Genomic DNA, 24,633 nt, shown 5'->3' on the forward strand with positions numbered 1-24,633 from the left:
GCCGGGTGCCGTGTCCGCGCCCGATGTGGTTCCATGCCTCGACCGCGCGTGCGCACCGGACGGCCGGTGCGCACGCACGCAGACTCGACGGGCAGGGGAAGCGGCATGGGAGCGGTGCTGGACCGGCGGGGATTCCTCAGAGGCGCGGCCGGACTGTCGGCCGCCGGGCTGCTGGCGGGTGTCAGCAGCGGGCAGTTCACGGCCGGCGCCGCGGAACGCCGGGCGTCCGCGGTGTCCGTGACGGACTGGATGTCGGCGCTCGGCGACGGCACCCCGGTACAGCGGCTGACGATCCCCGGCACCCATGACTCCGGTGCCCGGCGGGGCGGCCCCTGGGTGGCCTGCCAGAACACCTCCGTGGAGGAGCAACTCGCCTCCGGCATACGGTTCCTGGACGTCCGCTGCCGGGCCATCGACAACGTCTTCGCCATCCATCACGGCGCCTTCTACCAGGAGCTGATGTTCGGCGACGTGCTCAACGCCTGCCGGGCGTTCCTCCGGGCGCACCCCTCCGAGACGGTGCTCATGCGGGTCAAGCAGGAGTACTCGGAGGTCTCCGCCGAGGAGTTCCGCCGGATCTTCGGCATCTACCTGGACGACAAGGGCTACCGGTCACTGTTCCGGCTCGACGCCGGTCTGCCGACGCTGGGTGAGGCCCGCGGCAGGGTCGTGCTGCTGGCGGACTCCGACGGCCTGGGCGGCGTCCGTTACGGCGATCCGCAGCTGTTCGACATCCAGGACGACTACATGGCGGAGCCGTTCGGGAAGTACCCGAAGATCGAGGCCCAGTTCCGCAAGGCCGTCACACAGCCCGGCAAGCTGTTCGTCAACTACGTCAGCACCGCCGCCCTGCTCCCGCCCCGCTCCAACGCGGACCGCCTCAACCCGCAGGTCAAGAAGCTGTTGACGGGCTCGGAAGGGAGCGGCTGGCGGGGCCTGGGCATCGTGCCGATGGACTTCCCGAACGAGGCCGGCCTGACCGGGACGCTGATCGGGCACAACCTCGCGGGAAGGCGGCTGCGGCCGGCGGCGTGAGCGCGGCCGGCGGTCCCGGCGGCACTCCCCGGTTCACCTGACCGGCCCAGCGGGAGACGGCCGGGCGGCGCGGTCGCCCCGCCGTACGCCCCCGGCCCGCCGGGCCCCGGAGAGCGGGCGCGACGGGCCGCCCGGTACGGGTTCTCGCGGTGTGACGCGCCGCCGATCCGGAATGAGGCGCCCGGGTGACCGAACCACAGCGGCCACCCCTGCATCAGACTGGGTGAAATGTCTGGATCGGTGTCACTCCTGCATCCGACGGGGTGGCGCCGGCTGATGCGGCGAGGCGGCGGCTGGTGGAGACGAGCGAACGCGGGGCCATACCGGCGGACGACGCCGGCGGCACGGCCGAGGACACCGGAACACCGGTGCCCGAGGTCTGCCCGGGTCCCGGCGGGACGCCCTGCACCGGCCGTGGCCGGCCCGGCGTTCCGCTGCGGGTGACGCTGGCGCTCGGCGTCCTGACCGTGGTGATGGGCAGCACGGTGCTGGCGCTCGGCTCCCCGGCCCGCGATCCGTTCCTGGCCGCCGGGGACTCCGCCACCGGCGCGTATCTGGCGACCCGGGCCGACGGTGACCAGGCCGCCGCCGCGGTGCTCGCCGGGCCCTACAAGGAGCAGCCGGGCCCGCCGGTGACCGCACGGCACGGCAGCGTCATGGCGGCCCCGCTGTCCGCGTCCCGGCCGCTGCTGGCGGCCCCGGCGGCCCCCTCGCCGGCGATCGGAGCGCTCTTCTCCCCCGACGGCGACGGCACCCCCGTCCACCACTGCACGGCCAGCGTGGTGCAGTCCCCGGGGGGCGATCTCCTCGCCACCGCGGCGCACTGTGTGCACGACGACGGCTTCCGGACCCGGCTGGTGTTCGCCCCCGGTCTGCACGACGGCATCGCACCGTACGGCCTGTGGGTGCCCACCCGGATACAGGTCGATCCGCGCTGGATCAGCGACCGGGACCCCGACCACGATGTGGCGTTCCTGCGGGTGCGCCGGGCGGGCGGGGCCGGCGGCCGGATAGCGGACCTCACCGGCGCCGAACGCATCCGCTTCGACGCCCCGGCCGGGCGCGCGGCGCAGCTGACCGGCTATCCCGAGGACCGGGACGTACCGGTCAGCTGCCGGCACACGGTGGACGCCCAGGGCCCGGCCCAACTCCGTTTCCTCTGCCCGGGATTCCCCAACGGAACCAGCGGCGGACCGCTGCTCACCGACCTCGACCCGACCACCGGAACCGGTGCGCTGATCGGAGTGATCGGCGGCCTCGACGAGGGCGGCGACGACCTCGTCTCGTACAGCAGCCGGTTCGGCACGGATGTGGCCGCGCTCTACCGGCGGGCCATCGCGGAGCCGGGACCGCGGGCCGTGCGGCCCGGCTCCGGGACCGCCGCCGCGTCCGGTGTCAGGCGCCGCGTGGCACCACGGTCTTGAGGACGGACGGCAGCGGATACCAGTCGGCGGTCGCGAAGCTCGCGTGCGCGGCGGCGAGCTGGTTCACCCGGGCCAGCGCCTCCGCCTCGGTCGGGCGGGTGCCGTCGATGGCCGGCGGCACGTTGTGGGCGTCGGTCATGATGAGCAGGTAGTGCCGGGTGTCGTACCAGGCGGTGTCGATGGTGCCGTTCAGATAGGTCGCGGCGTCACCGTCGAAGACCACGAACCAGGGGCGCAGCGCGGGGTCCTGGTAGCGCTCGCGGGGGTCGCCGGGAGCGGCGCCGTGCACCGCGGGGAAGGCCGTCGCCCGGTCCAGCTTCCCTTGTGCCGCGAGGTCCTTGAGGTGGCCGGCGTACTCCACGTCCGTCCACAGCTTGTCGAACGGGTTCTTCTCCTCGACCGTGCCGGGTATCAGCTCGATCAGGAACTTGCCGGCCAGGTCGGCGCGCGAGGGCCAGCCGCCGGCCCGCACCGCCTCGTCGGGGGTGGCGTGCCCGCCGGTGAGAGCGCCCGGACCGTAGACGGCGTCGCCCAGCTTCTCGCGCACCAGCGCGTCGAACTCGGCGGGCCCGCGGCCGCCCTTGGCGTTGAAGCCGTCCTTCATCTCGATCTTGAACAGGATCGGCCGGTGGCCGGGGTGCGCGTCGTGCCAGGCCCGCACATCGGCGAGGCAGCCGGCGAAGTCCTGGTTACGGTCCTTGGTGCGCAGCTCCGACGGGTTCGCGGCGCCCTCGCAGTTGCTGCTGTTCCCCAGCGGGTTGCTGTGCGAGACCCGGAAGGACCTGCCCAGTCCGTTGGTCCAGAGGTCGAGTTCGAGCAGTGCGGCGCCGGAGTCCAGGGCATCCGCGAAGTAGGGGTACTTCTCCTTCTCATAGGCGTTGTGGACGCCCACGGACGTGCTGGTGCCGTATGTCGTGCCGGCCGGCTCGGCGCCCGCCGGTCCGGTCGCCGCGAGCACCGCGGCCGCCGCGACGGCGACCGTCCCCACACACCGCTTTCCGTTCATGTGCCCCGCTTCCCCTAGGTCCACGGCCGCCCGGCCAGGCGCCCGACAGCCGGTCGGCCGGTCGGTCACCCGGTCGACCGGGCAGCAGCGTACGGGAGTTCGGCACCGCGCGAACCACGGGGTGAGGGCGGATAAGCAAAGATCAGACAACACAACCGACCCGGGGAGGACCCATGTCCGACAAAAACTCCAACCGCTGGATACCGCGCACCGGACTGTCGCTCGCGGCGGCCACACTCACGGGCATCGTCGCGCTCTACATCGCGCTCGTCGCCTTCGGCAACATCACCGACTTCGGCACCAACCAGCAGTTCGTCCGCCACGTCCTGGCCATGGACACCACGTTCAAGGACCCGGACCTGATGGGGCGGGCCATCACCTCACGGAGGTGGCAGGACGCCGCGTACATGGGCATCATCGCCTGGGAGACGCTCACCGCGCTGATGCTGACCGGGGGCACCGCGCTGTGGTTCCTGGGCATGCGACGCCGACGCGGGATCGCCCGCGCCCGGCTGGTCAGCACCGTCGGCCTGCTGATGCTGCTGCTGCTCTTCGGTGCGGGCTTCCTCGCCATCGGCGGTGAGTGGTTCGCCATGTGGCAGTCCAAGAACTGGAACGGACTGGAAGCGGCCACCCGCAACGTCACCCTCGCCGGGATCGCGCTGCTCGTCGTCCACGCCACGGGAGCCTCCGGCACGGACGGCACGGCGAAGGAGTGAGACGCCCCCGCTCCCCCGCCCGCCGGCACCGGAACCTCGTTCTCCGGTAGGGCGGTTCCGCGGGCCGGCGGATCATGACGGAACGTCAACGCGCGCGGCGCCGACCCCGCGGCGCGCGTCTGTCCGACCCGGGCCGCACCACCCCGCCTCGGCCTGTGAAGCCGAGACGGAGACGGAAAGATCCACTCCGCTTCGCGCTCTCCCCCCACCCCCGAACCCACCCCCGCCCCCTCCCCCGAAGGGGGAGAGGGGGAGGGGGCGGGGGAAGCGCGGGCAGCGCCCGCTGGGTGGCACCTGCTGGGCGGCGGCACCCGCTGGGTGGAGCCCGCTGGGCACCCACTGGATGGGGCACGCTGGGCGGCACCCGCTGGATGGCACCCACTGGGTGGGACTCGCTGGATGGCGCCCCCGAGACCTCAGCCCGCCGCGTACACGTCCTCGATGTAGCGGCCGGAGGCGGTCAGTTCGCGCAGCCAGGCCTCGGACTCCTGGGGTGCGGCGCCGGTGTGCGCGGCGTGCAGCTCGCGGAAGGCGGCCCGTACACCGGGCGCCATCCGGCTGCCGTCCCCGCAGACGTAGACCCGCGCCCCGGCCTGGAGCAGCTGCCACACCTCGGCGCCCTCGGCGGCGATCCGGTGCTGGACGAAGCGGTGGCCGTGCTCGGGGCGTTCGCTGAAGACGGGGCGTACGGAGATCGCTCCGGCGGCCTCGGCGGCGGCGAACTCCGCGGCGTGCAGGAAGTCGGCGGTGGGGTCGTCACAGCCGAAGTAGAGCCGCGCGGGGGACCGCAGGCCCGCGGCGACGCGGTCGGCCACGGCACCGCGGAACGGCGCGAGGCCGGTACCGGCCGCGACCAGGATGACGGGGGTGTCATCGGCCGTATCCAGGCGGAAGGCCTCGCGGCAGGGCTGGACGCGGGCCAGCACGGTGTCACCTGGCCGTACGCGGTGCAGGTAGGACGAGCCGGTGCCGCCGGGCAGCAGCGAGACCATCAGGTCGGCGTGCCGGGCGTCGGTGGTGGGCGAGGACGACAGCGAGTAGTGCCGGGTGCGCAGCGGCGGCAGCAGCTCCAGCAGCACCGGCCAGGGCAGCGCACCGTGCAGCGCCGGGTGCGCCTCGATCAGCTCGATCAGGGTGCGCGGGTCGTCCTCGGTGAGCGCTTCCAGGGACAGGCGCTCGGGCGGGCAGGGGTTGTGGGCGGCGAGCACGGCGACCTGGCCGGGCGTCGGCCGCCGGCTCAGCTCCAGGTGGTGGGTGAGCAGTTGGCGCACCGTCAGGGGCCGGTCGACGGGCAGGGTGTCGCGTCCGGCGCGGCGGCCGGCGTGCAGTGCGAGGACGGTGTCCGGGTCGGCGCCCAGGGCCCGGGCGGCCCGCTCGACGGCTTCCGGGGCGTTGGCGGGGAGCACCGCGAGGTGGTCGGCCGTGCGGTAGCTGACGCCGTCCGGGAGGGCGATCCGCAGGAAGCGCTTGGGGCGCGGCCAGCCCTCGGCGGTCAGGTCGTGGGCCTCGGTGACGGTCATCGGGACGAGGTCGTGGCGGGCGGCGAGGGCGTCCAGCGGGCCGCCGGTGATCTCGGTGACGGTGTAGCCGGTGTCCTCGGCGGCGGATGCGCCGGCGCCGATGGTCGCCGGGTCGCCGTATCGCGTCAGCAGCTGGGTGCGCAGTGCCGCGGCGAACTCCTTGACGGTGCCGCTGAGGTCGCCGGAGGCGTCGGCCTCGGCGCGCGGCAGCAGCCGGTGGGCGCCGAGTGCGGCGAGCCGGTCGTCGATGAGGGTCGGTATGTGCTGGTAGGTGGCGGCCCAGTTGCGGTCGCCGACACCGAGGACGGCGTACGGCAGGTCCGCTGCGGCACCGTCCTGTGCGGTGTTCAGCCATGCGACGAAGGCGGCCGCGTCGTCGGTGGGCTGGCCGTTGTAGGAGGCGGCGACGATGACGACCGGCCGGTCGGCGGGCAGCGTGCCGGCGTGGGCGTCCAGCGGTGCCACGTCGGCGGCGAAGCCGAGCCCGGTGGCCTCGTCGGCGAGCCGCTCGGCGAACTCGCGGCAGGTGCCGTAGTTGCTGCCGTGCAACAGCAGCAGGCCGGTGTCCTGGGGGACGCGGGTCGGCAGCCCCTCGTCGGTGGCCGCGTCGTCCCCGGTGGTCGCGGCGCCGCCGGGGAGTACGGCGAGCGCGGCGCGGACCGCGGCCCGGTCGGCGGGCGTGCGGGCGGCCAGGGTGAGGGTGAACCCGTCGGGCTTGAGGGTCAGGGTCTCCTTGATGCGCAGCTGGTAGTCGCCGTGGTCGGTCAGGCGGTAGCGGTGCGCGAGGAGGGCGAGCAGCATGGTCGCCTCGTGGAGCGCGAACTGCCGCCCGATGCAGGCGCGTTCACCGGTCCCGAAGGGCTTGTAGGCGTGCGGGGAGCGGGCGGCCTCGGCCTCCGGGCTGAAGCGGGAGGGGTCGAACAGCTCGGGGTTGTCGCCCCAGGCGGGGTCGCGGTGCAGCATCGGGGTGAGCACCGTGACCAGCTCGCCCGCCTTCACCGGGTAGCGGCCGCCGAGCAGGGTGTCCTCGGTGGCCTGGCGGGTGAAGGCGGCGGCGGTGGGCCACAGCCGCAGCGCCTCGTTGAGCACCTGCCGGGTGAACGGCAGTCGTCCGATGTCCTCGAACGTGGGGTCGGGGTCGGCCTGGTCGCCCCACAGCTCGTCGGCCTCGCGCTGGACCATGCGCAGCGCGAGCGGGTCCTTGAGCAGGTGGTAGAGGGCGAAGGAGAGCGCGCCGGAGGTGGTCTCGTGGCCGGCGATGAGGAAGGTGATGACCTGGTTGCGGATGTTGGCGAGGTCGAGGGCCGGCCCGCCGTCGGCGCCGGCGCCGAGCATCAGGCCCAGCAGGTCGTCGTCCCCGGTCTCGCCGCTCTCGGTCCGGGCGGTGATGACCTCGTCGACGACCGAGGCGAGGTAGTCGGCGTCGGCCTGGAACGCCGCGTCCGCCGCGGTGTGGTCGGCGTCGGGGTCGCGGGAGAACTTCGACATGCTCCATTCGAGGCAGCGCACCATGGCCTCGACGAACGGGTGCGCGCTGTCGCCGCGGGAGAACGACTCGAAGTCGAAGCCGAAACCGGCGAGCCCGATGGTGTCCAGCGTCATCCGGGTCATGTCCTCGGCGACCTGGACGGGCGTGCCGTCGGCCACCCGGCGGTCCCAGGAGGCCATCACCCGGCGGGCGACCTTGAGCATGGCGGGGTGGTAGGTGCGCATCGAGCCGAGTGCGAAGGCCGGCATCAGGACCTCGTGTGCCTTGGCCCAGTTCGGCTCGTCGTTGTAGGCGGTGAACAGACCGTCACCGGCGAACTCTCTGACGTTCTCCAGGACGACCGACACGCCCTTGCTGAAGCGGGCTTCGTCGGCGACCTCGGTGACCAGGTCGAGCGAGGAGAGGAACAGCGTCTCGCGCTCGCCGAATTTGCGCTTGAAGACCGGGCCGTGGAGGCGGGCGAGGTCCATGGACTGCTGGATGGGCGTGTGGGTGAGCCCGGCGTCCGTGAGGTCGGCCACCGGAATGCCGTCATCGGCGGCGCGTTCGTCGCTGTGGAGCGCGATGGTGTCGGTCATGTCTCCAGCGTGAGGGCCCCCACGCGCAGGTCACGCCCGGACAACTGCATGATTGTGCAGTGGTTTCTCGCTGCTCGCTCTTGCATGCGGACCGGAGGAAGGTCAATGGACAACGGGACTGCCGCCAGCCCGTCGGGCGCCGGTGCCGACGGTGTGGGCAAGCCGGCCTGTGAGCGCGCCGAGATCGACCCGGCCGGGCCGTACGCGGACGGCCCGTGGCGCAACTACTTCCTGATCCTGCTGGACCGTATCCCCACCCCGATCGCGGTGTGCCGGGCCCATGGCGAGGTGCTGATCGCCAACCCGGCGATGGCCGCCCAGTGGGGCGCCGCGCCGGGGCAGCTGCGGGGCCGCAATCTGCTGGATCTCTTCGAGCCGCGGGCGAAGGCGCAGCTCGACCGGCTGACCGAGGCGCTGCGGATGGGGCGCCGGTCGCGCTATCCGGTGGAGGTGCGCTGGCGGGACAGCTCGGACGGGAGTGAGCGGGAGGGGGAGCTGACGATCGATCCGGTGGGTGATCCGTCGGTGCATCCGCCCGCCCTGCTGGCGTTGTTGCGGGTCGGCGAGGCCGGTCCGCCGGTGCCGCGCGGTGCGGCGAGCCCGGTGGAGGCCCGCATCCTGGCGCTGGCCGCGGGCGGCGCGACCACCGCGGCGATCGGTACGGCGCTCGGGCTGACGGTCGACGGGGTGAACTACCACCTCACCCGGCTGGCCCGGCGCTGGCGGGTGCAGGGCCGTACGGCACTGGTGGCCAGGGCGTATGTGCTGGGCGTGCTGGCGGCGGACAGCTGGCCGCCGGCGCCCGCCTGACCGGGGCCGGGGGGCCGGGGACGGCGGGGCGGCCCGGACCTCCGCCCGTACGCCTGTGCGGATAACCTCACGGGTGTGGAGGAGAACGCAGCCGCGCGGTTCGAGCGCGGAACGGACGGCCCGAAGGTCATCGTCGTCGGCATCGACGGCTCCGACTCGTCGTGGCGCGCGGCCGCCTACGCGGCGGGGCTGGCCCGGCGCCAGGGCTCGAAGCTGGTACTGGTCTACGTCCAGCCGGTGCTGCCGGCCGGTGCGGCGATGGGCGCTCCGGTCGTGGACGCCACGAACGAGGTGGCCGAGGAGCTGATGGCCGAGATCCGCCGGGCGACCGAGCGGTTGCAGGGGATCTACCAGGTGCGCTGGGAGTTCCACACCCTGCGGGGCGACCCGTACAACGGCATGGTGCAGATGGCCGACGACCTGAAGGCCGATGCGGTGGTGGTCGGCGCCTCGGAGTCGGCCGGGCATCGCATCATGGGCTCGGTCGCGGTGCGGCTGGTCAAGGCCGGGCGCTGGCCGGTCACCGTGGTCCCGTAGGGCGCCGGCCGCCCGCCGCCGCTCCGCTGGTGGGGCGCGCCGCCCTGAGGCACGGTGGAAAGTGGACGGGCGGACCGCCGCCCCGGCGAGGGAGACCACCGTGACCGACCGCACGTATCGCGTGACCGAGATCGTCGGCACGTCCCAGCAGAGCATCGACGCCGCGGTCAGGAATGGCATCAAGCGCGCCTCGGAGACCCTGCGCAATCTCGACTGGTTCGAGATGACCGAGGTCCGCGGCCATATCGTCGACGGCGAGATCGACCATTACCAGGTCGGCCTGAAGGTCGGGTTCCGGCTGGAGGACGCCGATTGAACACCTCTCCCGTGTACGTCTCCCGGCGAGTCCCGGCAGTACTAGGGAGTCGCCTTCCTTAGTCGCTCCTGAGGGTCCATGATGATCCGCCGTCGGACCACGACGGAGCGTACGGAGGGATGACGATGGGCCTGCGCGCGGGACAGGGCGTATTGCGCCGTAAACCGATCGAGCACATGGAAGAGGCGGAGGGCACCGCGAGCGAGCAGCTCACCCGGGCGCTCGGCCTGTGGCAGCTGACCGCCATCGGTGTCGGCGGCATCATCGGCGCGGGAATCTTCACGCTGGCCGGCACGGTCGCGAACGAGAAGGCCGGCCCGGCGGTGCTGGTCTCCTTTCTCATCGCGGGTATCGCGAGCGCGGCGGCCGCGTTCTCGTACGCCGAGTTCGCCGGGCTGATCCCGAAGGCGGGCTCGGCCTACACCTACGGCTACGCGGTCCTCGGTGAGGTGGCGGGCTGGTTCATCGGCTGGGACCTGCTGCTGGAGTACACCGCGATCGTGGCGGTGGTCGCTATCGGGATCTCCGGCTATTTCGGCTTTCTGCTGGGTGAGATGGGCGTCGATCTGCCCGCCTGGATGCTGGGCGCACCGGGCACGGGGGCGGGGCACCGGGTGGACCTGTTCGCCGCGGTGCTCTGTCTGCTGATCGCCTATCTGCTGACCCTGGGCATCAAGAACGCCGCGCGGTTCGAGACGGTCGTGGTGGGCCTGAAGGTCCTGGTGGTCGTCGTGGTGATCGCGGTCGGCTTCTTCCACATCAACACCGCGAACTACACGCCGTTCTTCCCGTTCGGGGCGAGCGGCGCCTTCACCGGTGCGGCCACGGTCTTCTTCGCGGTCTTCGGCTATGACGCGATGAGCACCGCGGCGGAGGAGTCGAAGGACGCCCAGCGCCACATGCCGAAGGCGATCATGTATTCGCTGGCGATCTCGATGGTGCTGTACGTGCTGGCCTGCCTGGTGCTGACGGGTATGCAGAACTACAAGGACATCGACCCGGAGAGCGGTTTCTCCTCGGCGTTCAAGTCGGTGGGGCTGAGCAGCCTCGCGGATGTCATCGCGGTCGGCGCGATCATCGGCATCCTGACCGTCATGTTCACCTTCATGCTCGGGGTGACCCGGGTGTGGTTCTCGATGAGCCGTGACGGTCTGCTGCCGAAGTGGTTCGCCAAGACCAGCCCCAAGCACCATGTGCCGACCCGGGTGACCTGGATCGTCGGTTTCGCCTCCGCGGCCATCGCGGGTTTCCTGCCGATCGGTGAGGCCGCCGAGCTGACGAACATCGGCATCCTGCTCGCGTTCGTGGTGGTCTGCATCGCGGTGATCGTGCTCCGCTACAAGCGTCCCGACCTGCCGCGGACGTTCCGTACGCCGGGGATGCCGGTGGTGCCGGCGATCGGGGTGTGCTTCTCGATCTGGCTGATCACGTTCCTGGCGTGGCAGACCTGGGTCCGCTTCGCGGTGTGGTTCCTGCTCGGCCTGGTCGTCTACTTCGCCTACTCCTACCGCCGTTCGAACCTGGCGCGGGCACAGGGCGAGGTGTCCGGGGCGGGCGACGACCGGGGGCCGAAGTGAGCCGCGGCCGCTGACGGGCGGCGGCAGAGCAGTCGGCAGGGCAGCTTCGTCTGAGCCGAAGGGCCGGCCGCGGCGCAGACGAGGCCCCGGGTGGGTGCCTCGCCCGACGGGGTCGCCCTCCGACGGGACCGCCTCGGAGGGCGCCTGTTCCTGCCACCCGTCGGGGTGCACCGCAGAGTTGATCTTCAGCTGGTTGGCCCAGGCCTGTTTGTGCTCATTGATGCCTGACCATACGGTCACTTCGAGAGCCCAGGGCGTTGTGGAGGTCTGCCGTGACGGAGGGCCAGGAGGGTTCCGAGCGGCTGATCGCGGGGCGGTATCGCCTGTTGCGCAGGCTCGGAGCCGGAGGAATGGGGCGCGTGTGGCTGGCCTTTGACCAGGAACTCGAGTGCGAGGTAGCGGTAAAGGAACTCGCCCTGCCCCGTGATATCCCGGAACGGAAATTGGGAATCCGCGTCGCCAGAGCCCGTATCGAGGCACGGAATGCTGCCCGGCTCCGGGACCATCCGCACGTGGCCACCGTGCACGATGTCCTTGAGGTGGACGGTTTGCCCTGGATCGTGATGGGGTTTCTGCCCGGCGCCACCGACCTGGGGGAAGTGGTACGTCGGCATGGGCCGCTGTCACCTGCCGAGACAGCCCGTGTCGGCCTGGCTGTACTCGACGCATTGGTGGCGGGCCATCGAATCGGCATACTGCACCGGGACGTCAAGCCGGCCAATATCCTTCTGACCAGGGCATGCCCACAAGACCCTTTCGGCGAAGAAGGCGGGCGGGTATTGCTGACCGATTACGGCATCTCGCTGCAACCGGACTCCGATGAGCCGCGCATGACCGAGTCGTCTGAAATCGTCGGAACTCCGGGCTTCCTCGCGCCGGAGCGCGCTCATGGCGCTCCGCCGACCCCGGCGTCCGATCTGTTTTCACTCGGCGCCACCCTTTACTACACGGTGGAGGGATCAGGGCCGTTCGACCGCACCTGCGACATCTCGACGCTCACGGCGCTGCTCTTCGAGAAGCCCCCGTCCCCCGCCCGGGCAGGAGACTTGGAGCCCATCCTGGCCGGGCTGCTGGCCAAAGACCCTGCTCAGCGGATGGGTGCTGACAAGGCGATGCGCAGGCTCACCGAGCTCACCGCCGCGCCACGCGCAGGACCCCGCGTTCAAGGACCGACTGTCTCAGCGACGGAGATCACTCGGATACCGGAAGAGTCTCCGGCCTCCCCGCCGCAGCCCTCCCCGCCGCCACCGGAGAAAGGCCCGCCGGCCGCGCCGGTTCCGTCACAGCCGCGGCGTCCCCGGAGATTCAAGGCTCTCCCGGGCCGGGGAATCGGACTCACCGTAGTCATGCTGCTGCTCATCGGCAGCGGAATCTGGGCCGGAGCCGCACTGTTCAACAGCCCGTCCGACAGGACTCCGCAAAATGGCGGGGCCGTGCCATACGGGGAGAACGTCGGGCTGACCCGCGAACTGCGCCCCGGCGACTGCGTCTCCGCCTCGTGGCCCACGGAGAGGTTCAAAGACCTGCCGAAACTGAGAAAAGTAAGCTGCGAGACCTACCCGGACGGCCAAGTCCTGGATGTCAACAAACCTACTTCCCTGACCGACGCGAGGAACAACGGCCCGGGGATCTGTGTCGGCCTCCTACGTGACACGGTGCGCAAGATGGTCGACGTCAAAGCCTTCGCGCTGGCACCCAGCGCCGCCGGCTGGGACAGCGGGGTACGGAACGTCGCCTGCCTGCTCTTCGGCAAGACCGTGAGCCTCTACGGGCCGGTGGGCAACTACCGGGCTTACGGCGATCAGATCTTTGTGGAGAACAGCTCCATCGGCGACTGCTACGACACCAAGAAACTGGAAGAGCACAACTACGCGCATCTTCTCGTCGGCTGCGACAAGCCACATGAACTGAGGGGTTTGGGCTATGTGAAGGCACCACAAGGCATGAAGTTCGACTCCTGGGACTCGATGTACGACCTGTGCGTCAAGCGGTACGGGACCTACAAGAGCCCCACCCGCGACCTGTACGCCTGGAATCACGCGGAAGACACATGGAGCCAAGGCTTCCGATTCGTGATGTGTCTCCTCAGCACGACCGAAGAGGGCAAGAAGCTGCCACCGGCCTCGGCCCCGCCCGCCTGACCGGTCACGAGTGGCACGGCGGGGACCGGCGATGTGTGTCCGCCGGTCCCCGCCCGCGCTCAGAAGACGAAGGGGCCGGGGGACTGTGCGGAGGTGGCCTTGCAGGTGGCCGTGATGCCCAGCACCACGACCTTCAGGGAGGTGGCCGACAGCTTGTCGCCCCGGGCGACGGTGCCGCGGAGCGGTCCGGTGGAGACCGGGCTGCCGGCCGGGATCGCCGGGTTGGCGTTGCCGCTGAACACCGCGGTGCCGGAGCCGTTCTTGGTGAGGGTGAGGGTGGAGGCCACCGAGTTCGCGCCGAGGGGTATGGGCGAGGTGATCGCCGAGGTGGAGAGGCTGATGGTCGCGGCCGTACCGTTCTGGGTCGCGGTGAGCGTCGCCTTGCCGGAGCCGTAGAAGCCGCAGTCGAAGGAGAGGGTGGCGGTGCCGGGGGTCACCGCGGGGGCGGCCGGGGCCATCGCGAGGGTGCCCGCGGTGGCGGCGGCGACGCAGAGTGCCGTACGGAAGCCGGGCTTGCCGGGTCTGAGGTGCTTCATGAGGGGGGTCCGCCTTCGTGAGGGGGTGCAGGTCCATGGCACCGGCCGTCGAGGGGTGCGGGAGGTACGACAGGCAGCCACCCGGGGGCCGCCGTCGGCCCCCGTGCCGACTCACGCCAGGAACTGACGGTGAGTCAGTGACCTGAATCGCTGTCCATTGAGGCACGGGCCCCTGAAGAGAGCAAGGCAGACCCCCATGATTTTCGGGGTGCCGGGCCGCTCGGGCGGCGCGGGCCGCGCCACGGCATCACGCGGGCCGCGCCACGGCATCAAGAGCGCGGTGCCTTCGGGGCGCAGCCCGACAAAGACAAGTCCGCGGCACACGGCTCACGAGTCGGACTCCCCGTGACGGGCGGCCGGTTCACCGGCACACCGCAACTCACCACAGTGAGGTGTAGTCCTCACTTGGCATCTCACCTGGTGTCCTACGAGACATCATCCGGGCATCGTAAGGCACCCGCCGAAACGGCAAGTCGACGCCCTCACCGGCGTCTCCTCAAACCGGCGAACAGCATCAGCCCCGTGCCACTATGACGGCATGACGACCACGCACCACGGTCTCAACTCGCCTCCCGCACAAGGCCCTACGCCGCTCGGGCAGCCTGAGACCATCAGACTCCTCCTCAACCGTTCCCAACGCCCGAACCGTACGGTGCCCGTCCGCCGGGCCTTCCTCCAGAGGGAGGAGCGCGACGGCACGAAGTCCCCCGGCGCGCTGGCCGCGCTGGTGCGGCGCTCCGCCAAACGGCCCCTGGACCTGTACCTGTTACTCAGCGCCGTCACCAGCGGCGGGGACTTCTCCGTCACCGAGTGGTCCACGACGTGGGCCCGGTCGGTGGGCATCTTCGACGAGACGGCGGGCACGGCCGCCGTGTCGCGCGCCTGGAAGGTGCTCAGGGAGCTGCGGCTCATCACCCGGGCCCGCGGCGAGGGCGGCAAGTCGACCCTCACCAAGCTGCACGAAGACGGCTCCGGACGGCCGTACACGTCCCCGGGGGAAGGCCTGGGAGACCCCTACTTCCAACTCCCGTACGAGTACTGGGACAACGGCTGGCACCACACCCTCTCCCTGCCGGGGAAGGCCATGCTCCTGATCGCCTCGACCCAGCGGAAGCTCACGTTCACCCTTCCCCAGGAGCGGATACCCGACTGGTACGGCATCTCCGCCGACAGCGCCGGCAAGGGCATCCGCGAACTGTCGCGGCACGGCATCCTCGTGCACCTGGAGGACGAGTGGTTCGACACCCTCAAGACCCGGTCGGGCCGGGGCTCCCGGCCGGTCTACAGCCTGTGCCCACCCTTCACCCCGCGTGCCCTCGGCGAGCCGGCCGCCGGCGAAGGGGCCGCCACCGAGGCCATCCGGGGCTGCGGCCCGAAGGAGTGAGAGCCACACCGCTCCGCATGTGGTTGGCGCCCGGGCGGAGCGGTGCGACCTCACCAGCACACTCACTGGATTTCTGGAGTACCCCTTGAACGAGCACTCCCCCGAACCTCCCGACACGGGACGTCCGGCTCCCCACCCTACGACCCCCTGGCGCCGCCGTGGCCGTCGCTACCTGCGCCTCGCTCTCGACAACGCGCTCAAGGGCGCCGCCTACGCGTCCGGCGGCGCCTTCGTCTCCTGGCTGGTCTGGTGGCTCCAGACGGGCTGACCCCGCACGGAGCGCGGCCCCCGACCAGGGCACCGGGCCCCGCCCGAAGAGGCCCCGGAAAACCCGCCCCGGCGCAGCGGGAATCGCCGCCTTCACGGCCTGGGGCGCGGGCGTCAGCGGCGCCCCGCCCCCAGGCCGAAGTGGCACCCTCCGCCCCCTCGCCGCAGCCCCGTACGCGGGCGGGAGCGGCATTCCAACAGCCTTGCCGAGGTGGGCAGTTGCGCCCTCCGAGCCTAGGATCGCCGCAGGAGAAGGGGGGCCGGATGGACCGGGACATCCGCACCGTGGAGGACGTACTCAGGCTCCTGGACGGGCTGTTCGCGCCGGAGGACGACCGCTGGACGGGTGAGGCGGCCTCGTGGTGGGACGGCTTCTACGCGGACCGCGGCCGGTCGGTGCCGTTCTTCGTGGCGAAGCCGGACGAGAACCTGGTCAGCTACCTCGAACGTGGGCTGATCACCCCGGGCCGGGCCCTCGACCTGGGCTGCGGGCCGGGCCGCAACGCGCTCCACCTCGCCTCGCTGGGCTTCGAGGTGGACGCCGTCGACCTCTCACCGGCGGCCGTCGCCTGGGCCGAGGAGCGTGCCCGGGAGGCCGGAGCCGAGATCCGGTTCCACTGCGGTGACGCCTTCGCCCCGGACGCCGCACTCGACGGGCCGTACGACCTGGTCCACGACTCCGGCTGCTTCCACCATCTGCCGCCGCACCGCCGGATCAGCTACCTCGCCCTCCTCGACCGGGTGCTCGCCCCCGGCGGCCATCTCGCGCTCACCTGCTTCGCGGCCGGCGCGATGGGCTCCGAACTCCCCGACCGTGACTTCTACCGCCGGTCCGGTCTCCACGGCGGCCTCGCCTACACCCCGGAGTCGCTGCGCCGGATCTTCTCCGGCCTGACGCAGATCGAGCTGCGCCGGATGCACGACGAGCCGCCGGAGTCCCCGTCCTTCGGCGAACCCTTCCTGTGGACGGCGCTGTTCCGCCGCGACGCCCGGCCATGACAGACGTGGCACGGGGACGGGCGGGGGCGCGGGGGAGGGCTCAGCAGCCGCCACTGAGCAGGGGCTGCCCTTCCAACGGCCGGGCAGCGCTCCGCGCCAGATGGCCGGCGGCCGACTCCGCGAGGGTGCGGAGCGCCGGGTGCCAGGGGCGGGCCGGCGGGCCGGTCAGGACGAGGCGGCGCGAGGCCCGCGGCCGCAGCGGAAGCAGGACCAGGTCAGCGGGGACCAGCGCGCGGGAGACCTCGGACAGCACGGTCACGCCGATACCGGCCTGCACCATGCTGATCAGCGTCGCCAGGTCCCGTACCCGGTGCGTGGGCGAGAAGCGCAGCCCGGCCAGGCGGTGGAGGGTACGGACCCGGGCCTCGCAGCCGTTGGGCGAGATCAGGAGCGGGTCGTCCGCCAAGTCGCCGATGTCCACGGCGGGTTCGTCCGCGAGGGGGTGGTCCCGGGGCAGCAGGGCCCGGTACCCGTCGGTGGCGAGCTGGATTCCCGGGCCGGGGGGAGGGTCGATCAGGACGGCGGCATCGGCCGTCCCCTCCTCCAGCCAGGACCCGACCTCGCCGCTGTCGCCCTCGAAGACCCGCACGGTGATCCGGGGCTGGTCCTCGCGCCAGTGCCGCAGCAGGCCGGGGACCAGACCCTGGCAGACCGTCGGGGTGGCGGCCAGCCGCACGGTGCCGGTCATGGTCCCGGTGGCCTCGGCCGCGAGCTGCTCCACGGACCGGACCGCCGACAGCGCCAGCCGGGCGTGCGGCAGGACCCGCTCACCGAGCACGGTCGTACGCACCGGGGTGGCGCGGATCAGCAGCGGGGCGGTCAGCTCGCGTTCCAGGGAGGCGACGGCGTGGGACACCGCCGACTGGCTCATGCCCAGTTCGTCGGCGGCCGCGCTGAAGCCGCCCGCGTCGACGACGGCGAGAAAGGCCCGCAGCTGGGGCAGGTTCAGGGGCATGCGCCGGCCTCATATCCCTATGACGGTGATGTGTTGGCCTCATGGTGCCAGGCTCGGTGACGCTTGCTCCGTGCCGCCGGCTCCGGCGGCCCCGAGCACCGACCGAGGAGAGCCATGCCGTACTTCCGGGTCACGGTCCCCGACCCCGACCTCCCCGCCGACGTCCAATGCGCCCTCGCCGAGGGCCTGACCCGGCTGGCGGTCACGGAGCTGGGCAAGTCCGCCGCACGCACCGTCGTCCACCTCAACCTGGTGCCGCCCGGCCGCTATTACGTCGACGGCAAGCCCCTGGCCGGGTGCCGCGACGCCCATGTGGAGGGGAGTCTCACCGCGGGCACCAACAGCGCCGCGGAGAAGGCCGCGTTCCTCGCCGCGGCCGACGCCCTGCTGTCCGCCCTCCTGGGCCCGCTCCCCCGGTCCGGTGTGGCGCTGCACGAACTGCACCCCGAGAGCTACGGCTACCACGGGGTGACCCAACTCGACTTCTACCGGCGGGCCGCGGCCGCCCCGGCCGCCTCCGCGGCGCCTGCCGCCCCCGCGGCCAGCTGAGTACCCGGCTGCGCAGCGCCGGCGCGGCGCCGCGCCGAGAACGCAACCCACACCACGAGCATCGACCACCTGATCCAGATCGCGAACGCACTCGGCGTCCCGTTGGCCGCCTTGGTCGCTGATTCGTAACCACAGCACGGGCGGATGGGCAGGCGCGAAAGCGAACCCGTCCCGGCTGAGGTGTCCGGCCAGGAGATTCAGCCGGGACGGGGGTTTAGGTGTGCGGCCGGCCGCCGGTGTCGGGGGACGGGGCGGCGGACGGCCTGTCCCGTGGCGCTGGCGACGGGGGCGCCTACGCCACGGGGTTCAGGGGCGGAGCCGTCTCGGCTCGCCGGAAGGACGAACGCCGGCGCGGCGTGCGAGCACGCGCGCTACGCCGTCCGGGATCGGGGGCCCGGCCGGGCCGGATGCGCAGGCGGCGCAGCAGGTGACCGTGCGCGCCGGGCCGGTCGCAGTGTCTACGGAGACGACGCGCAGGCCCAGGGCGGAGCCGCAGGCACACCGCCTATCCACGGTCACCACCCCCGATGCTGCCGACGACGATCACGAACACGATGGCGACCGCCCACGTCCAGTACACGAGGATGCGGCGCTGACGGGGCGTCACCGAGCCGCCGCTGTCCGCATGGCCAGCAGGTATTGGCAGTCGCGGGCGATGCTGCCGACCTGCGAATGGGCCATGAGGATCTCGGGGCGGAGCGACTGCCCGGCCCGCTCCTCGATCCCGGCCAGCCGGGTGGCCACCATGTGCGTGAGACTGCTGTCCTCTGGTAGCCGGGCCTGATCCGCGCGCACCAGGGGGCGGAGGAGCGCGATGTGCCCGCGCAGGTCCTCTTGTGTGGCGGTGAGTTCGGTTAGCTCGGGGCGGGCGGCACCGAGGCGCAGCGCTCAACGGATCGTCGCGCTGATGGTCTCGGCGTCAATCGGCTCGCCCTCGACCACGGCGGCCGTCACTAGCTGTACACGCTCGGTGTCCATGAGTTGACCGTATGAGCGTGTGACGTGGGCCTCAATGGTAATTTCCCCAGACCCAAACCCGAAGTACCAGAAGCTACAGCGGAACTGACAGAGCGTCCGCGAGCGCCCGCATCTGCGGCGTCAGCGTCCGACGCTTCTCCACCACGCCACCCAAGATGTCCTGCGCGTACCGCTGGCTGGCCAGCCACTCCGGAGCGGCCTCATGAATACCCGTGAGTGTGTCCACCGCCTCGCCGTACTGCCGCACCAGAACGTGCGCCTTGGCCACGTCGAGCCGATGCCGGTGGTACTCCGTGGACGCCGCCTGGCTGCCAACCGTGACCGCGGCCAGCACCTTGTCCGGCTGGTCGAGGACGATGTGCCGCTCGGCCGCCTTGTACCCGACCGTCGCCGGGCCCCACGTCGTCAGCCGGCCCCGGCCCCGCGGCAGTTCCCGCCCGGTCATCACCGCCACGGACCGCGCCAGCCGCATCGTGTCCTCGGCCTCACCGCGGCGGTTGTCCCGCAGGTTCGCGGCCGACGCCTGCAAAAGGAGCCAGCCCCACGCAGCCAGTTCCTCCGGCGTCGCACGCGACATGCGGGGCTCGACGTCGTCCGCCCACCGGGTCGCGAGTTCGCGGGCCGCGCGCAGCAGGCAGTAGGGGTTGCGGCTCGCGCTGTCTTCGAAGGCCGCCTCACGGCGCTGCTGCCGCTCAGTGCCCAGCTCCTTATCGAGCCGGGCGACGATTGTGCGGAAGTCCTGTCTCCTGTTTGTACTGCGGGATTTCGTCCACGCGACCAGGCCCGTCACCAGCCCCCATGGGTCCGCAACCGTCCCGCTGGGGCACCGGCGACCAGGCCGCGCCGCCACCGGTCGGCACCGGCTCAGCCGCGCAGCAGCAGCCCGGCCGCCATCCCTGAGATCACCACGGCGGAGAGCAGCGCGGTGACGGCCCGCCCGCGTGGACCGGTCAGCGCCCTGCCCAGCACGGCGCCGCCCGCGGCCAGGAACAGCTGCCAGCTCAGGGAGGCGGTGACCACGGCGGCGACGAAGGCCGCGGGGCCGGCGACACCGGCGCCCGCGGTGTCCGCGCCGCCGGCCACCACCAGCGCCGAGAAGTAGAGCACCGCCCAGGGGTTGACCAACGTCAGCCCCAGGAAGGCGAGACAGGCCCGGCCGGGGCGTCCCAGGACGTCCCGGCCGGGGCCGTCCGGTGTGCCGCCCGTGCGCAGTGCCCGTACGGCGGTGCGGAGCGCCATGCCGAGCAGGAGGACGGCGGCGAGCACGCGCAGCGGGACCACGGCCGGGGCCAGCGCGTGGGAGAGGGCCGCGCCGCCGGCCACCGCGGCGAGCGCGTAGAGGCCGTCGGCGGTCGCCACCCCGAGCGCCGCCGCGGCACCGACCCGTAACGAGGTACGGGCGGTCAGGCTCATCAGCGAAACGGCCAGCGCGCCGACGGGGAGGGCCAGCGCATAGCCCGCCCACAGGCCCGGGAGAAAGGCATCGGTGAGGATCTCGGTCATGCCGTCCAGCTTCGGACGGGTCCGTGGTGGGGGTCCATCGAAAGTTTCCGCAGGGAACTGTGCGGAGAATCCGCACAGTTGGTGCGGGCCCGTGCGCCTACGCTCCCCGCATGATCGATCCCCGGCTCCAGACCCTCCGCGTCCTCCATCAGCGGGGCACCGTCACGGCGACCGCCGAGGCGCTGCATCTGACCCCGTCGACGGTCTCCCAGCAGCTGCGGCAGCTGTCGGCCCGGCTCGGGCTGGAGCTGCTGGAGCCGGCGGGCCGCACCATACGGCTGACTCCGGCGGCGCTGGCGCTGGTCGGGCACGCCGACGCGCTGTTCGCATGTTGGGAGGAGGCCCGCGCGGATCTCGCGGGCCATGCGGACGGGGTGGCCGGGCGGCTGCGGATCACGGGGGTGGCGACGGCGATCGCCGGGGTGATCGCACCGGCGGCGGCGCGGCTGCGCGAGGAGCTGCCGCGGTTGGAGGTGGAGATCGGTGAGGACCCGGGCGAGAACCGTTTCGAGCTGCTGCTGGCCGGCCGGGCGGACATCGCCGTGGTGATTCCGGCGCCGGGCGGCCCTCCGCCGGACGATGTGCGTTTCGGTCAGCACCCGGTCCTGGCGGAGCCGCAGGATCTGCTGGTGCCGGCCGGGCACCGGTTCGCCGGACGGGCGGAGCGGGGGGTGACCCTGACGGAGGCGGCCGGGGAGAGCTGGATTCGCGCGGGCGATCCGGACGATCAGCACCAGCTGCTGCTGACGGCCTGTGCCACGGCGGGCTTCACCCCGCGGGTGCGCCATCACGCGGTGGACTGGTCCGCGGTCGCGGCCCTGGTCGCGCACGGCTTCGGGATCTGTCTGGTGCCGCGGCTGGCGCCGGTGCCGGAGCGGTGTCCGGTCGTCCGGGTGCCGCTGCGCGGGGAGCCGCTGCCGGTGCGGCGGTTCCTGGCGGCGGTCCGGCGGGGCAGTGCGGGCCGGCCCCCGATCGCCCGCGGGCTGGCGGCGCTGCGCGCGGCCGCGGGCGAACGGGAGGCGAAGGGGGCCTGAGAGGGCGGGCGTCAGGCCTGCAGGGCCTGCCAGAACTCGTCGAAGGACATCCGGCCGTCGCTGTCGGTGTCCTTGGCCTTGATGACCGCCTCGGCGACCGGGCCGGTGACGAACGGGTCGCCCATCTCGGCCATCGCGTGCTTGAACTCCTCCGGCGTGACCTGGCCGTCGCCGTCCGCGTCGAACCGGTCGAACGCCGCCCTGGCCTTCTCCATGTCTGCCATGTGAGGTGCCCCCTTCGTGGTGCTGCGCAGTGCTGCGCGGTGGTGATACCTGGTGATCTGACCTGCGTACATTAGCGGACCGTCAACGGGCGTCCGGCTGCGCCCTCCGACGGGCCAGGTAGGGGGCGGTGCGGCTCCCCGGGACGTCCGCGACCTCGGCGGGTGTGCCCGCGGCCACGATCCGGCCGCCGTCCGCTCCGCCTCCGGGGCCGAGGTCGATGACGTGGTCGGCGCCGGCCACCACCCCCATGTCGTGCTCGACGACCACCACGGTGTGTCCGGCGTCGACCAGGCCGTGGAGCTGGCGCAGCAGCACCTCGGTGTCGGCGGGGTGCAGTCCGGTGGTGGGTTCGTCGAGGAGGTAGAGGGTGTGGCCGCGGCGGGTGCGCTGGAGTTCGGTGGCGAGCTTGATGCGCTGGGCCTCGCCGCCGGACAGCTCGGTCGCGGGCTGCCCGAGCCGCAGGTAGCCGAGGCCCACGTCCTGGAGGGTGCGCAGGCTGCGGGCGGCGGCCGGGAGGTCGGCGAGGAAGTCGGCGGCGGTGTCGACGGTCATCGCCAGGACGTCGGCGACGGTGCGGTCCCGGTAGGTGATCTCCAGGGTTGCGGGGTTGTAGCGGGCGCCGTGGCAGTCGGTGCAGGGCGCGTATGTACCGGGCAGGAAGAGCAGTTCGACGGCGACGAAGCCCTCGCCCTGGCAGGTCTCGCAGCGGCCGCCGGCGACGTTGAAGGAGAACCGTCCGGCGGTGTAGCCGCGGGCGCGGGCCGCGTCGGTGGCGGCGAAGACCTTGCGTACGGCGTCGAAGAGGCCGGTGTAGGTGGCGAGGTTGGAGCGCGGGGTCCGGCCGATCGGCTTCTGGTCGACGCGCACCAGCCGGTCGATCGCCTCCAGTCCCTCGGCGCCGCCGAGCTGTGCGCGGGCCATCGGCCCGGTCTCGGCCGTCTCCTCGCCGGTGTCGGGGGTCCGGTCGCCGAGGTGCTCCCGTACCGCCTCCGCGAGGACGCGGGTGACCAGCGTCGATTTGCCCGACCCGGAGACGCCGGTGACGGCGGTGAAGACGCCGAGCGGGAAGGTGGCGTCGAGGCCGCGCAGGTTGTGCAGGGTGACGCCGCGCAGGGTGAGGGTGGCCGCGGGGCGGCGCACCGTGCGTGCGGCGGGCGGTGCGGTGTCGAAGAGGAACCGGCGGGTGGCGGAGTCGGCGGCGTCGGCGAGCCCGGCGACCGGCCCGCTGTGCAGCACCTGTCCGCCGTGCTCGCCGGCGCGCGGGCCGATGTCCACGATCCAGTCGGCGCGGCGCACCACGTCCATGTCGTGCTCGACGACGAAGAGGGTGTTGCCCGCTTCCTTGAGCCGGCCGAGCACCGTGAGCAGGGACTCGGTGTCGGCGGGGTGCAGTCCGGCGGACGGCTCGTCGAGGACGTAGACGACGCCGAAGAGGCCGGAGCGCAGCTGGGTGGCGAGCCGCAGCCGCTGGAGTTCACCGGCGGACAGGGTGGGCGAGGGCCGGTCCATGCTCAGGTAGCCGAGCCCGAGTTCGGTGAGCACCTCGATCCGCGCCACCAGGTCGCGGGCCAGGGTGGGGGCCACCTCGTCGTCGGCCCGTGCGGCGGTGGGGCGCAGCAGGGCGGCGAGGGCGTCGAGCGGCAGGGCGGCGAGGGTGGCGATGTCGTGGCCGGCGAAGGTCACGGCCAGGGCCTCGGGGCGCAGCCGCCGCCCGGCGCACACCGGGCAGGGCTCGGCGACCATGAAGCCCTGGACGCGTTTGCGGAGGGTCTCGCTCTTGGAGTCGGCGAAGGTGTGCAGCACGTAGCGTCTGGCGCTCATGTACTGGCCCTTGTAGGGGCGTTGGATGCGTCCTACGTCGCGCACGGGGTGGACGGTGACCACGGGCTGTTCGTCGGTGAACAGAATCCACTCGCGCTCGGCCCGCGGCAGCTCGCGCCAGGGCCGGTCGAGGTCGTGGCCGAGGGCCGCGAGGATGTCGCGGAGGTTCTTGCCCTGCCAGGCGCCGGGCCAGGCGGCGACGGCGCCTTCCCGGAGGGTGAGCGCCGGGTCGGGGACGAGGGACTGCTCGGTGACGCGGTGGACGGTGCCCAGGCCGTGGCACTCCGGGCAGGCGCCGGTCGCGGTGTTGGGCGAGAACGCGTCGGAGTCGAGCCGTTCCGGCACGCCCTCGGGGTAGTCGCCGGCGCGGGAGAAGAGCATCCGCAGGGTGTTGGAGAGGGTGGTGACGGTGCCGACGGAGGAGCGGGAGGTGGGCGCGGAGCGCCGCTGCTCCAGGGCGACGGCGGGCGGCAGTCCGGTGATGTCCTCGACCTTGGGCGCGCCGACCTGGTGGATCAGGCGCCGGGCGTAGGGGGCCACCGACTCGAAGTAGCGGCGCTGCGCCTCGGCGTAGAGGGTGCCGAAGGCGAGGGAGGACTTGCCCGATCCGGACACCCCGGTGAACGCGACCAGCGCGTCCCTCGGGATGTCCACGTCGATGGTGCGGAGGTTGTGCTCACGGGCGCCGCGCACCCGTACGTACGAGTCGGCCATCCCTCCATGATCGGGCACGGCCCGCCGTGGCCGTGCACCGCCGGGGCCGGTCGCGGGGCCCCGCCAGCGGTCCCAGTGGCGCGTCCAGATGACACAGCGCCAGATCGGCGGCGGCGACCACCGGCCGCACGCCCTTGAGCAGCGGCCGGTAGTCGTACCCGTCGTGCGGGGCGTCGCGCCGGGCCGTGGCGAGGACCTCGGGGTCGGCGGGGCGCACCTCCCCGGCGGCGACCAGGGTGAAGGGCCGGCCGGCGGCCCCGGTGACGGGGGCGCCCGCATGGGCCCGTGGGGCGGGTTCCGGGGTGGCCCGCGGGGCGGGCCGGGGGGCGGGCCGGGGGGCGGAGTGCGGTCGGGTGCAGCCCACGGCCAGCGCCGCGAGCAGGGCGGCTGCCGCATACCGGGTGTACACGCTCATCCCCGACAGATATCAGCAGGGACATGACCGGAAATGCCCCGTTACGCCGATGTCCCTGGCTCTCCCCCGTACGGCCTCACGGCTGCCGTCGTCCTCGGGCC

General features: G+C 72.4%; 23 protein-coding genes. 13 read left to right on the plus strand and 10 right to left on the minus strand.

Translation table 11 applies throughout. The features are described from left to right. Nucleotides 1–105 precede the first annotated feature (105 nt). Nucleotides 106–1,035: a phosphatidylinositol-specific phospholipase C gene (locus ACWC9R_RS02960; protein ID WP_450728433.1), complete on the plus strand. Its 930-nt coding sequence runs from the start codon at nt 106–108 to the stop codon at nt 1,033–1,035. Nucleotides 1,036–1,331: 296 nt separating this feature from the next. After that, complete coding sequence (locus tag ACWC9R_RS02965; RefSeq protein ID WP_450728435.1) at nt 1,332–2,459, plus strand: trypsin-like serine peptidase; 1,128 nt, start codon at nt 1,332–1,334, stop codon at nt 2,457–2,459. On the opposite strand, the gene ACWC9R_RS02970 is transcribed toward ACWC9R_RS02965, so the two are convergent. Further along, nucleotides 2,431–3,465, minus strand: coding sequence for a phosphatidylinositol-specific phospholipase C domain-containing protein (locus ACWC9R_RS02970; RefSeq protein WP_450728437.1), 1,035 nt, complete (start codon nt 3,463–3,465; stop codon nt 2,431–2,433). The genes ACWC9R_RS02965 and ACWC9R_RS02970 overlap by 29 nt on opposite strands. Nucleotides 3,466–3,638: 173 nt before the next feature. Here ACWC9R_RS02970 and ACWC9R_RS02975 point away from each other — a divergent pair, with 173 nt between their 5' ends. After that, nucleotides 3,639–4,184: a DUF2165 domain-containing protein gene (locus tag ACWC9R_RS02975; RefSeq protein ID WP_450728439.1), complete on the plus strand. Its 546-nt coding sequence runs from the start codon at nt 3,639–3,641 to the stop codon at nt 4,182–4,184. Between the two features lie 416 nt (nt 4,185–4,600). Here ACWC9R_RS02975 and ACWC9R_RS02980 read toward each other — a convergent pair whose 3' ends face one another. Further along, a complete protein-coding gene (locus ACWC9R_RS02980; protein ID WP_450728441.1) occupies nt 4,601–7,771 on the minus strand; it encodes a cytochrome P450 in 3,171 nt (1,056 codons plus the stop codon). Between the two features lie 105 nt (nt 7,772–7,876). Between ACWC9R_RS02980 and ACWC9R_RS02985 the strand changes: the two genes are divergently transcribed. The 5 genes from ACWC9R_RS02985 to ACWC9R_RS03005 all read left to right on the plus strand — a co-directional run bounded on the left by ACWC9R_RS02985 (nt 7,877) and on the right by ACWC9R_RS03005 (nt 13,152). After that, on the plus strand, nt 7,877–8,581 hold the full coding sequence (locus ACWC9R_RS02985; protein ID WP_450728443.1) for a PAS domain-containing protein: 705 nt from the start codon (nt 7,877–7,879) through the stop codon (nt 8,579–8,581). Nucleotides 8,582–8,656: 75 nt separating this feature from the next. Further along, nucleotides 8,657–9,118, plus strand: a complete 462-nt coding sequence (locus ACWC9R_RS02990; protein WP_450728445.1) for a universal stress protein — start codon at nt 8,657–8,659, stop codon at nt 9,116–9,118. Nucleotides 9,119–9,218: 100 nt separating this feature from the next. After that, nucleotides 9,219–9,434 (plus strand): dodecin, encoded by a 216-nt coding sequence (locus ACWC9R_RS02995; protein WP_362606684.1) that lies wholly within the window; start codon nt 9,219–9,221, stop codon nt 9,432–9,434. A gap of 125 nt (nt 9,435–9,559) precedes the next feature. Then, nucleotides 9,560–11,011: an amino acid permease gene (locus ACWC9R_RS03000; protein WP_450728611.1), complete on the plus strand. Its 1,452-nt coding sequence runs from the start codon at nt 9,560–9,562 to the stop codon at nt 11,009–11,011. A gap of 272 nt (nt 11,012–11,283) precedes the next feature. Further along, nucleotides 11,284–13,152, plus strand: coding sequence for a protein kinase domain-containing protein (locus ACWC9R_RS03005; protein ID WP_450728447.1), 1,869 nt, complete (start codon nt 11,284–11,286; stop codon nt 13,150–13,152). Between the two features lie 59 nt (nt 13,153–13,211). Here the strand turns inward: ACWC9R_RS03005 and ACWC9R_RS03010 are convergent, their stop codons facing one another. Continuing rightward, on the minus strand, nt 13,212–13,688 hold the full coding sequence (locus tag ACWC9R_RS03010) for a hypothetical protein (RefSeq protein ID WP_450728449.1): 477 nt from the start codon (nt 13,686–13,688) through the stop codon (nt 13,212–13,214). A gap of 538 nt (nt 13,689–14,226) precedes the next feature. Between ACWC9R_RS03010 and ACWC9R_RS03015 the strand changes: the two genes are divergently transcribed. The 3 genes from ACWC9R_RS03015 to ACWC9R_RS03025 all read left to right on the plus strand — a co-directional run bounded on the left by ACWC9R_RS03015 (nt 14,227) and on the right by ACWC9R_RS03025 (nt 16,338). After that, the gene (locus ACWC9R_RS03015; RefSeq protein ID WP_450728451.1) at nt 14,227–15,072 is read left to right on the plus strand and encodes a hypothetical protein; all 846 of its coding nucleotides are present in this window, start codon (nt 14,227–14,229) and stop codon (nt 15,070–15,072) included. Nucleotides 15,073–15,157: 85 nt separating this feature from the next. After that, on the plus strand, nt 15,158–15,340 hold the full coding sequence (locus tag ACWC9R_RS03020) for a hypothetical protein (protein WP_450728453.1): 183 nt from the start codon (nt 15,158–15,160) through the stop codon (nt 15,338–15,340). Nucleotides 15,341–15,603: 263 nt separating this feature from the next. Further along, nucleotides 15,604–16,338, plus strand: a complete 735-nt coding sequence (locus ACWC9R_RS03025; RefSeq protein WP_450728455.1) for a class I SAM-dependent methyltransferase — start codon at nt 15,604–15,606, stop codon at nt 16,336–16,338. A 40-nt stretch (nt 16,339–16,378) separates the two neighbouring features. On the opposite strand, the gene ACWC9R_RS03030 is transcribed toward ACWC9R_RS03025, so the two are convergent. Then, nucleotides 16,379–17,293: a LysR family transcriptional regulator gene (locus ACWC9R_RS03030; protein WP_450728457.1), complete on the minus strand. Its 915-nt coding sequence runs from the start codon at nt 17,291–17,293 to the stop codon at nt 16,379–16,381. A 114-nt stretch (nt 17,294–17,407) separates the two neighbouring features. Here ACWC9R_RS03030 and ACWC9R_RS03035 point away from each other — a divergent pair, with 114 nt between their 5' ends. Then, the gene (locus ACWC9R_RS03035; RefSeq protein ID WP_450728459.1) at nt 17,408–17,842 is read left to right on the plus strand and encodes a tautomerase family protein; all 435 of its coding nucleotides are present in this window, start codon (nt 17,408–17,410) and stop codon (nt 17,840–17,842) included. Between the two features lie 603 nt (nt 17,843–18,445). Here the strand turns inward: ACWC9R_RS03035 and ACWC9R_RS03040 are convergent. The 3 genes from ACWC9R_RS03040 to ACWC9R_RS03050 all read right to left on the minus strand — a co-directional run bounded on the left by ACWC9R_RS03040 (nt 18,446) and on the right by ACWC9R_RS03050 (nt 20,323). Continuing rightward, the gene (locus ACWC9R_RS03040) at nt 18,446–18,727 is read right to left on the minus strand and encodes a DUF6415 family natural product biosynthesis protein (RefSeq protein WP_450728613.1); all 282 of its coding nucleotides are present in this window, start codon (nt 18,725–18,727) and stop codon (nt 18,446–18,448) included. A gap of 166 nt (nt 18,728–18,893) precedes the next feature. Next, nucleotides 18,894–19,610, minus strand: coding sequence for a hypothetical protein (locus tag ACWC9R_RS03045; protein ID WP_450728461.1), 717 nt, complete (start codon nt 19,608–19,610; stop codon nt 18,894–18,896). A 74-nt stretch (nt 19,611–19,684) separates the two neighbouring features. Further along, entirely contained in the window at nt 19,685–20,323 is a 639-nt protein-coding gene (locus ACWC9R_RS03050; RefSeq protein ID WP_450728463.1) for a LysE family transporter, read from the minus strand. Between the two features lie 110 nt (nt 20,324–20,433). On the opposite strand from ACWC9R_RS03050, the gene ACWC9R_RS03055 reads away from it, so the two are divergent. Further along, a complete protein-coding gene (locus ACWC9R_RS03055; RefSeq protein ID WP_450728465.1) occupies nt 20,434–21,357 on the plus strand; it encodes a LysR family transcriptional regulator in 924 nt (307 codons plus the stop codon). Between the two features lie 11 nt (nt 21,358–21,368). Here ACWC9R_RS03055 and ACWC9R_RS03060 read toward each other — a convergent pair whose 3' ends face one another. The 3 genes from ACWC9R_RS03060 to ACWC9R_RS03070 form a co-directional block, all read right to left on the minus strand. Further along, nucleotides 21,369–21,581, minus strand: coding sequence for an EF-hand domain-containing protein (locus tag ACWC9R_RS03060; protein ID WP_042160858.1), 213 nt, complete (start codon nt 21,579–21,581; stop codon nt 21,369–21,371). A gap of 82 nt (nt 21,582–21,663) precedes the next feature. Further along, on the minus strand, nt 21,664–24,117 hold the full coding sequence (uvrA, locus tag ACWC9R_RS03065) for an excinuclease ABC subunit UvrA (protein WP_450728467.1): 2,454 nt from the start codon (nt 24,115–24,117) through the stop codon (nt 21,664–21,666). Next, nucleotides 24,080–24,532, minus strand: a complete 453-nt coding sequence (locus ACWC9R_RS03070) for a hypothetical protein (RefSeq protein ID WP_450728469.1) — start codon at nt 24,530–24,532, stop codon at nt 24,080–24,082. The genes uvrA and ACWC9R_RS03070 overlap by 38 nt, the downstream gene beginning before the upstream one ends. Nucleotides 24,533–24,633: the final 101 nt, after the last annotated feature.

The sequence above is a fragment of the Streptomyces sp. NPDC001219 genome, from assembly GCF_053597915.1.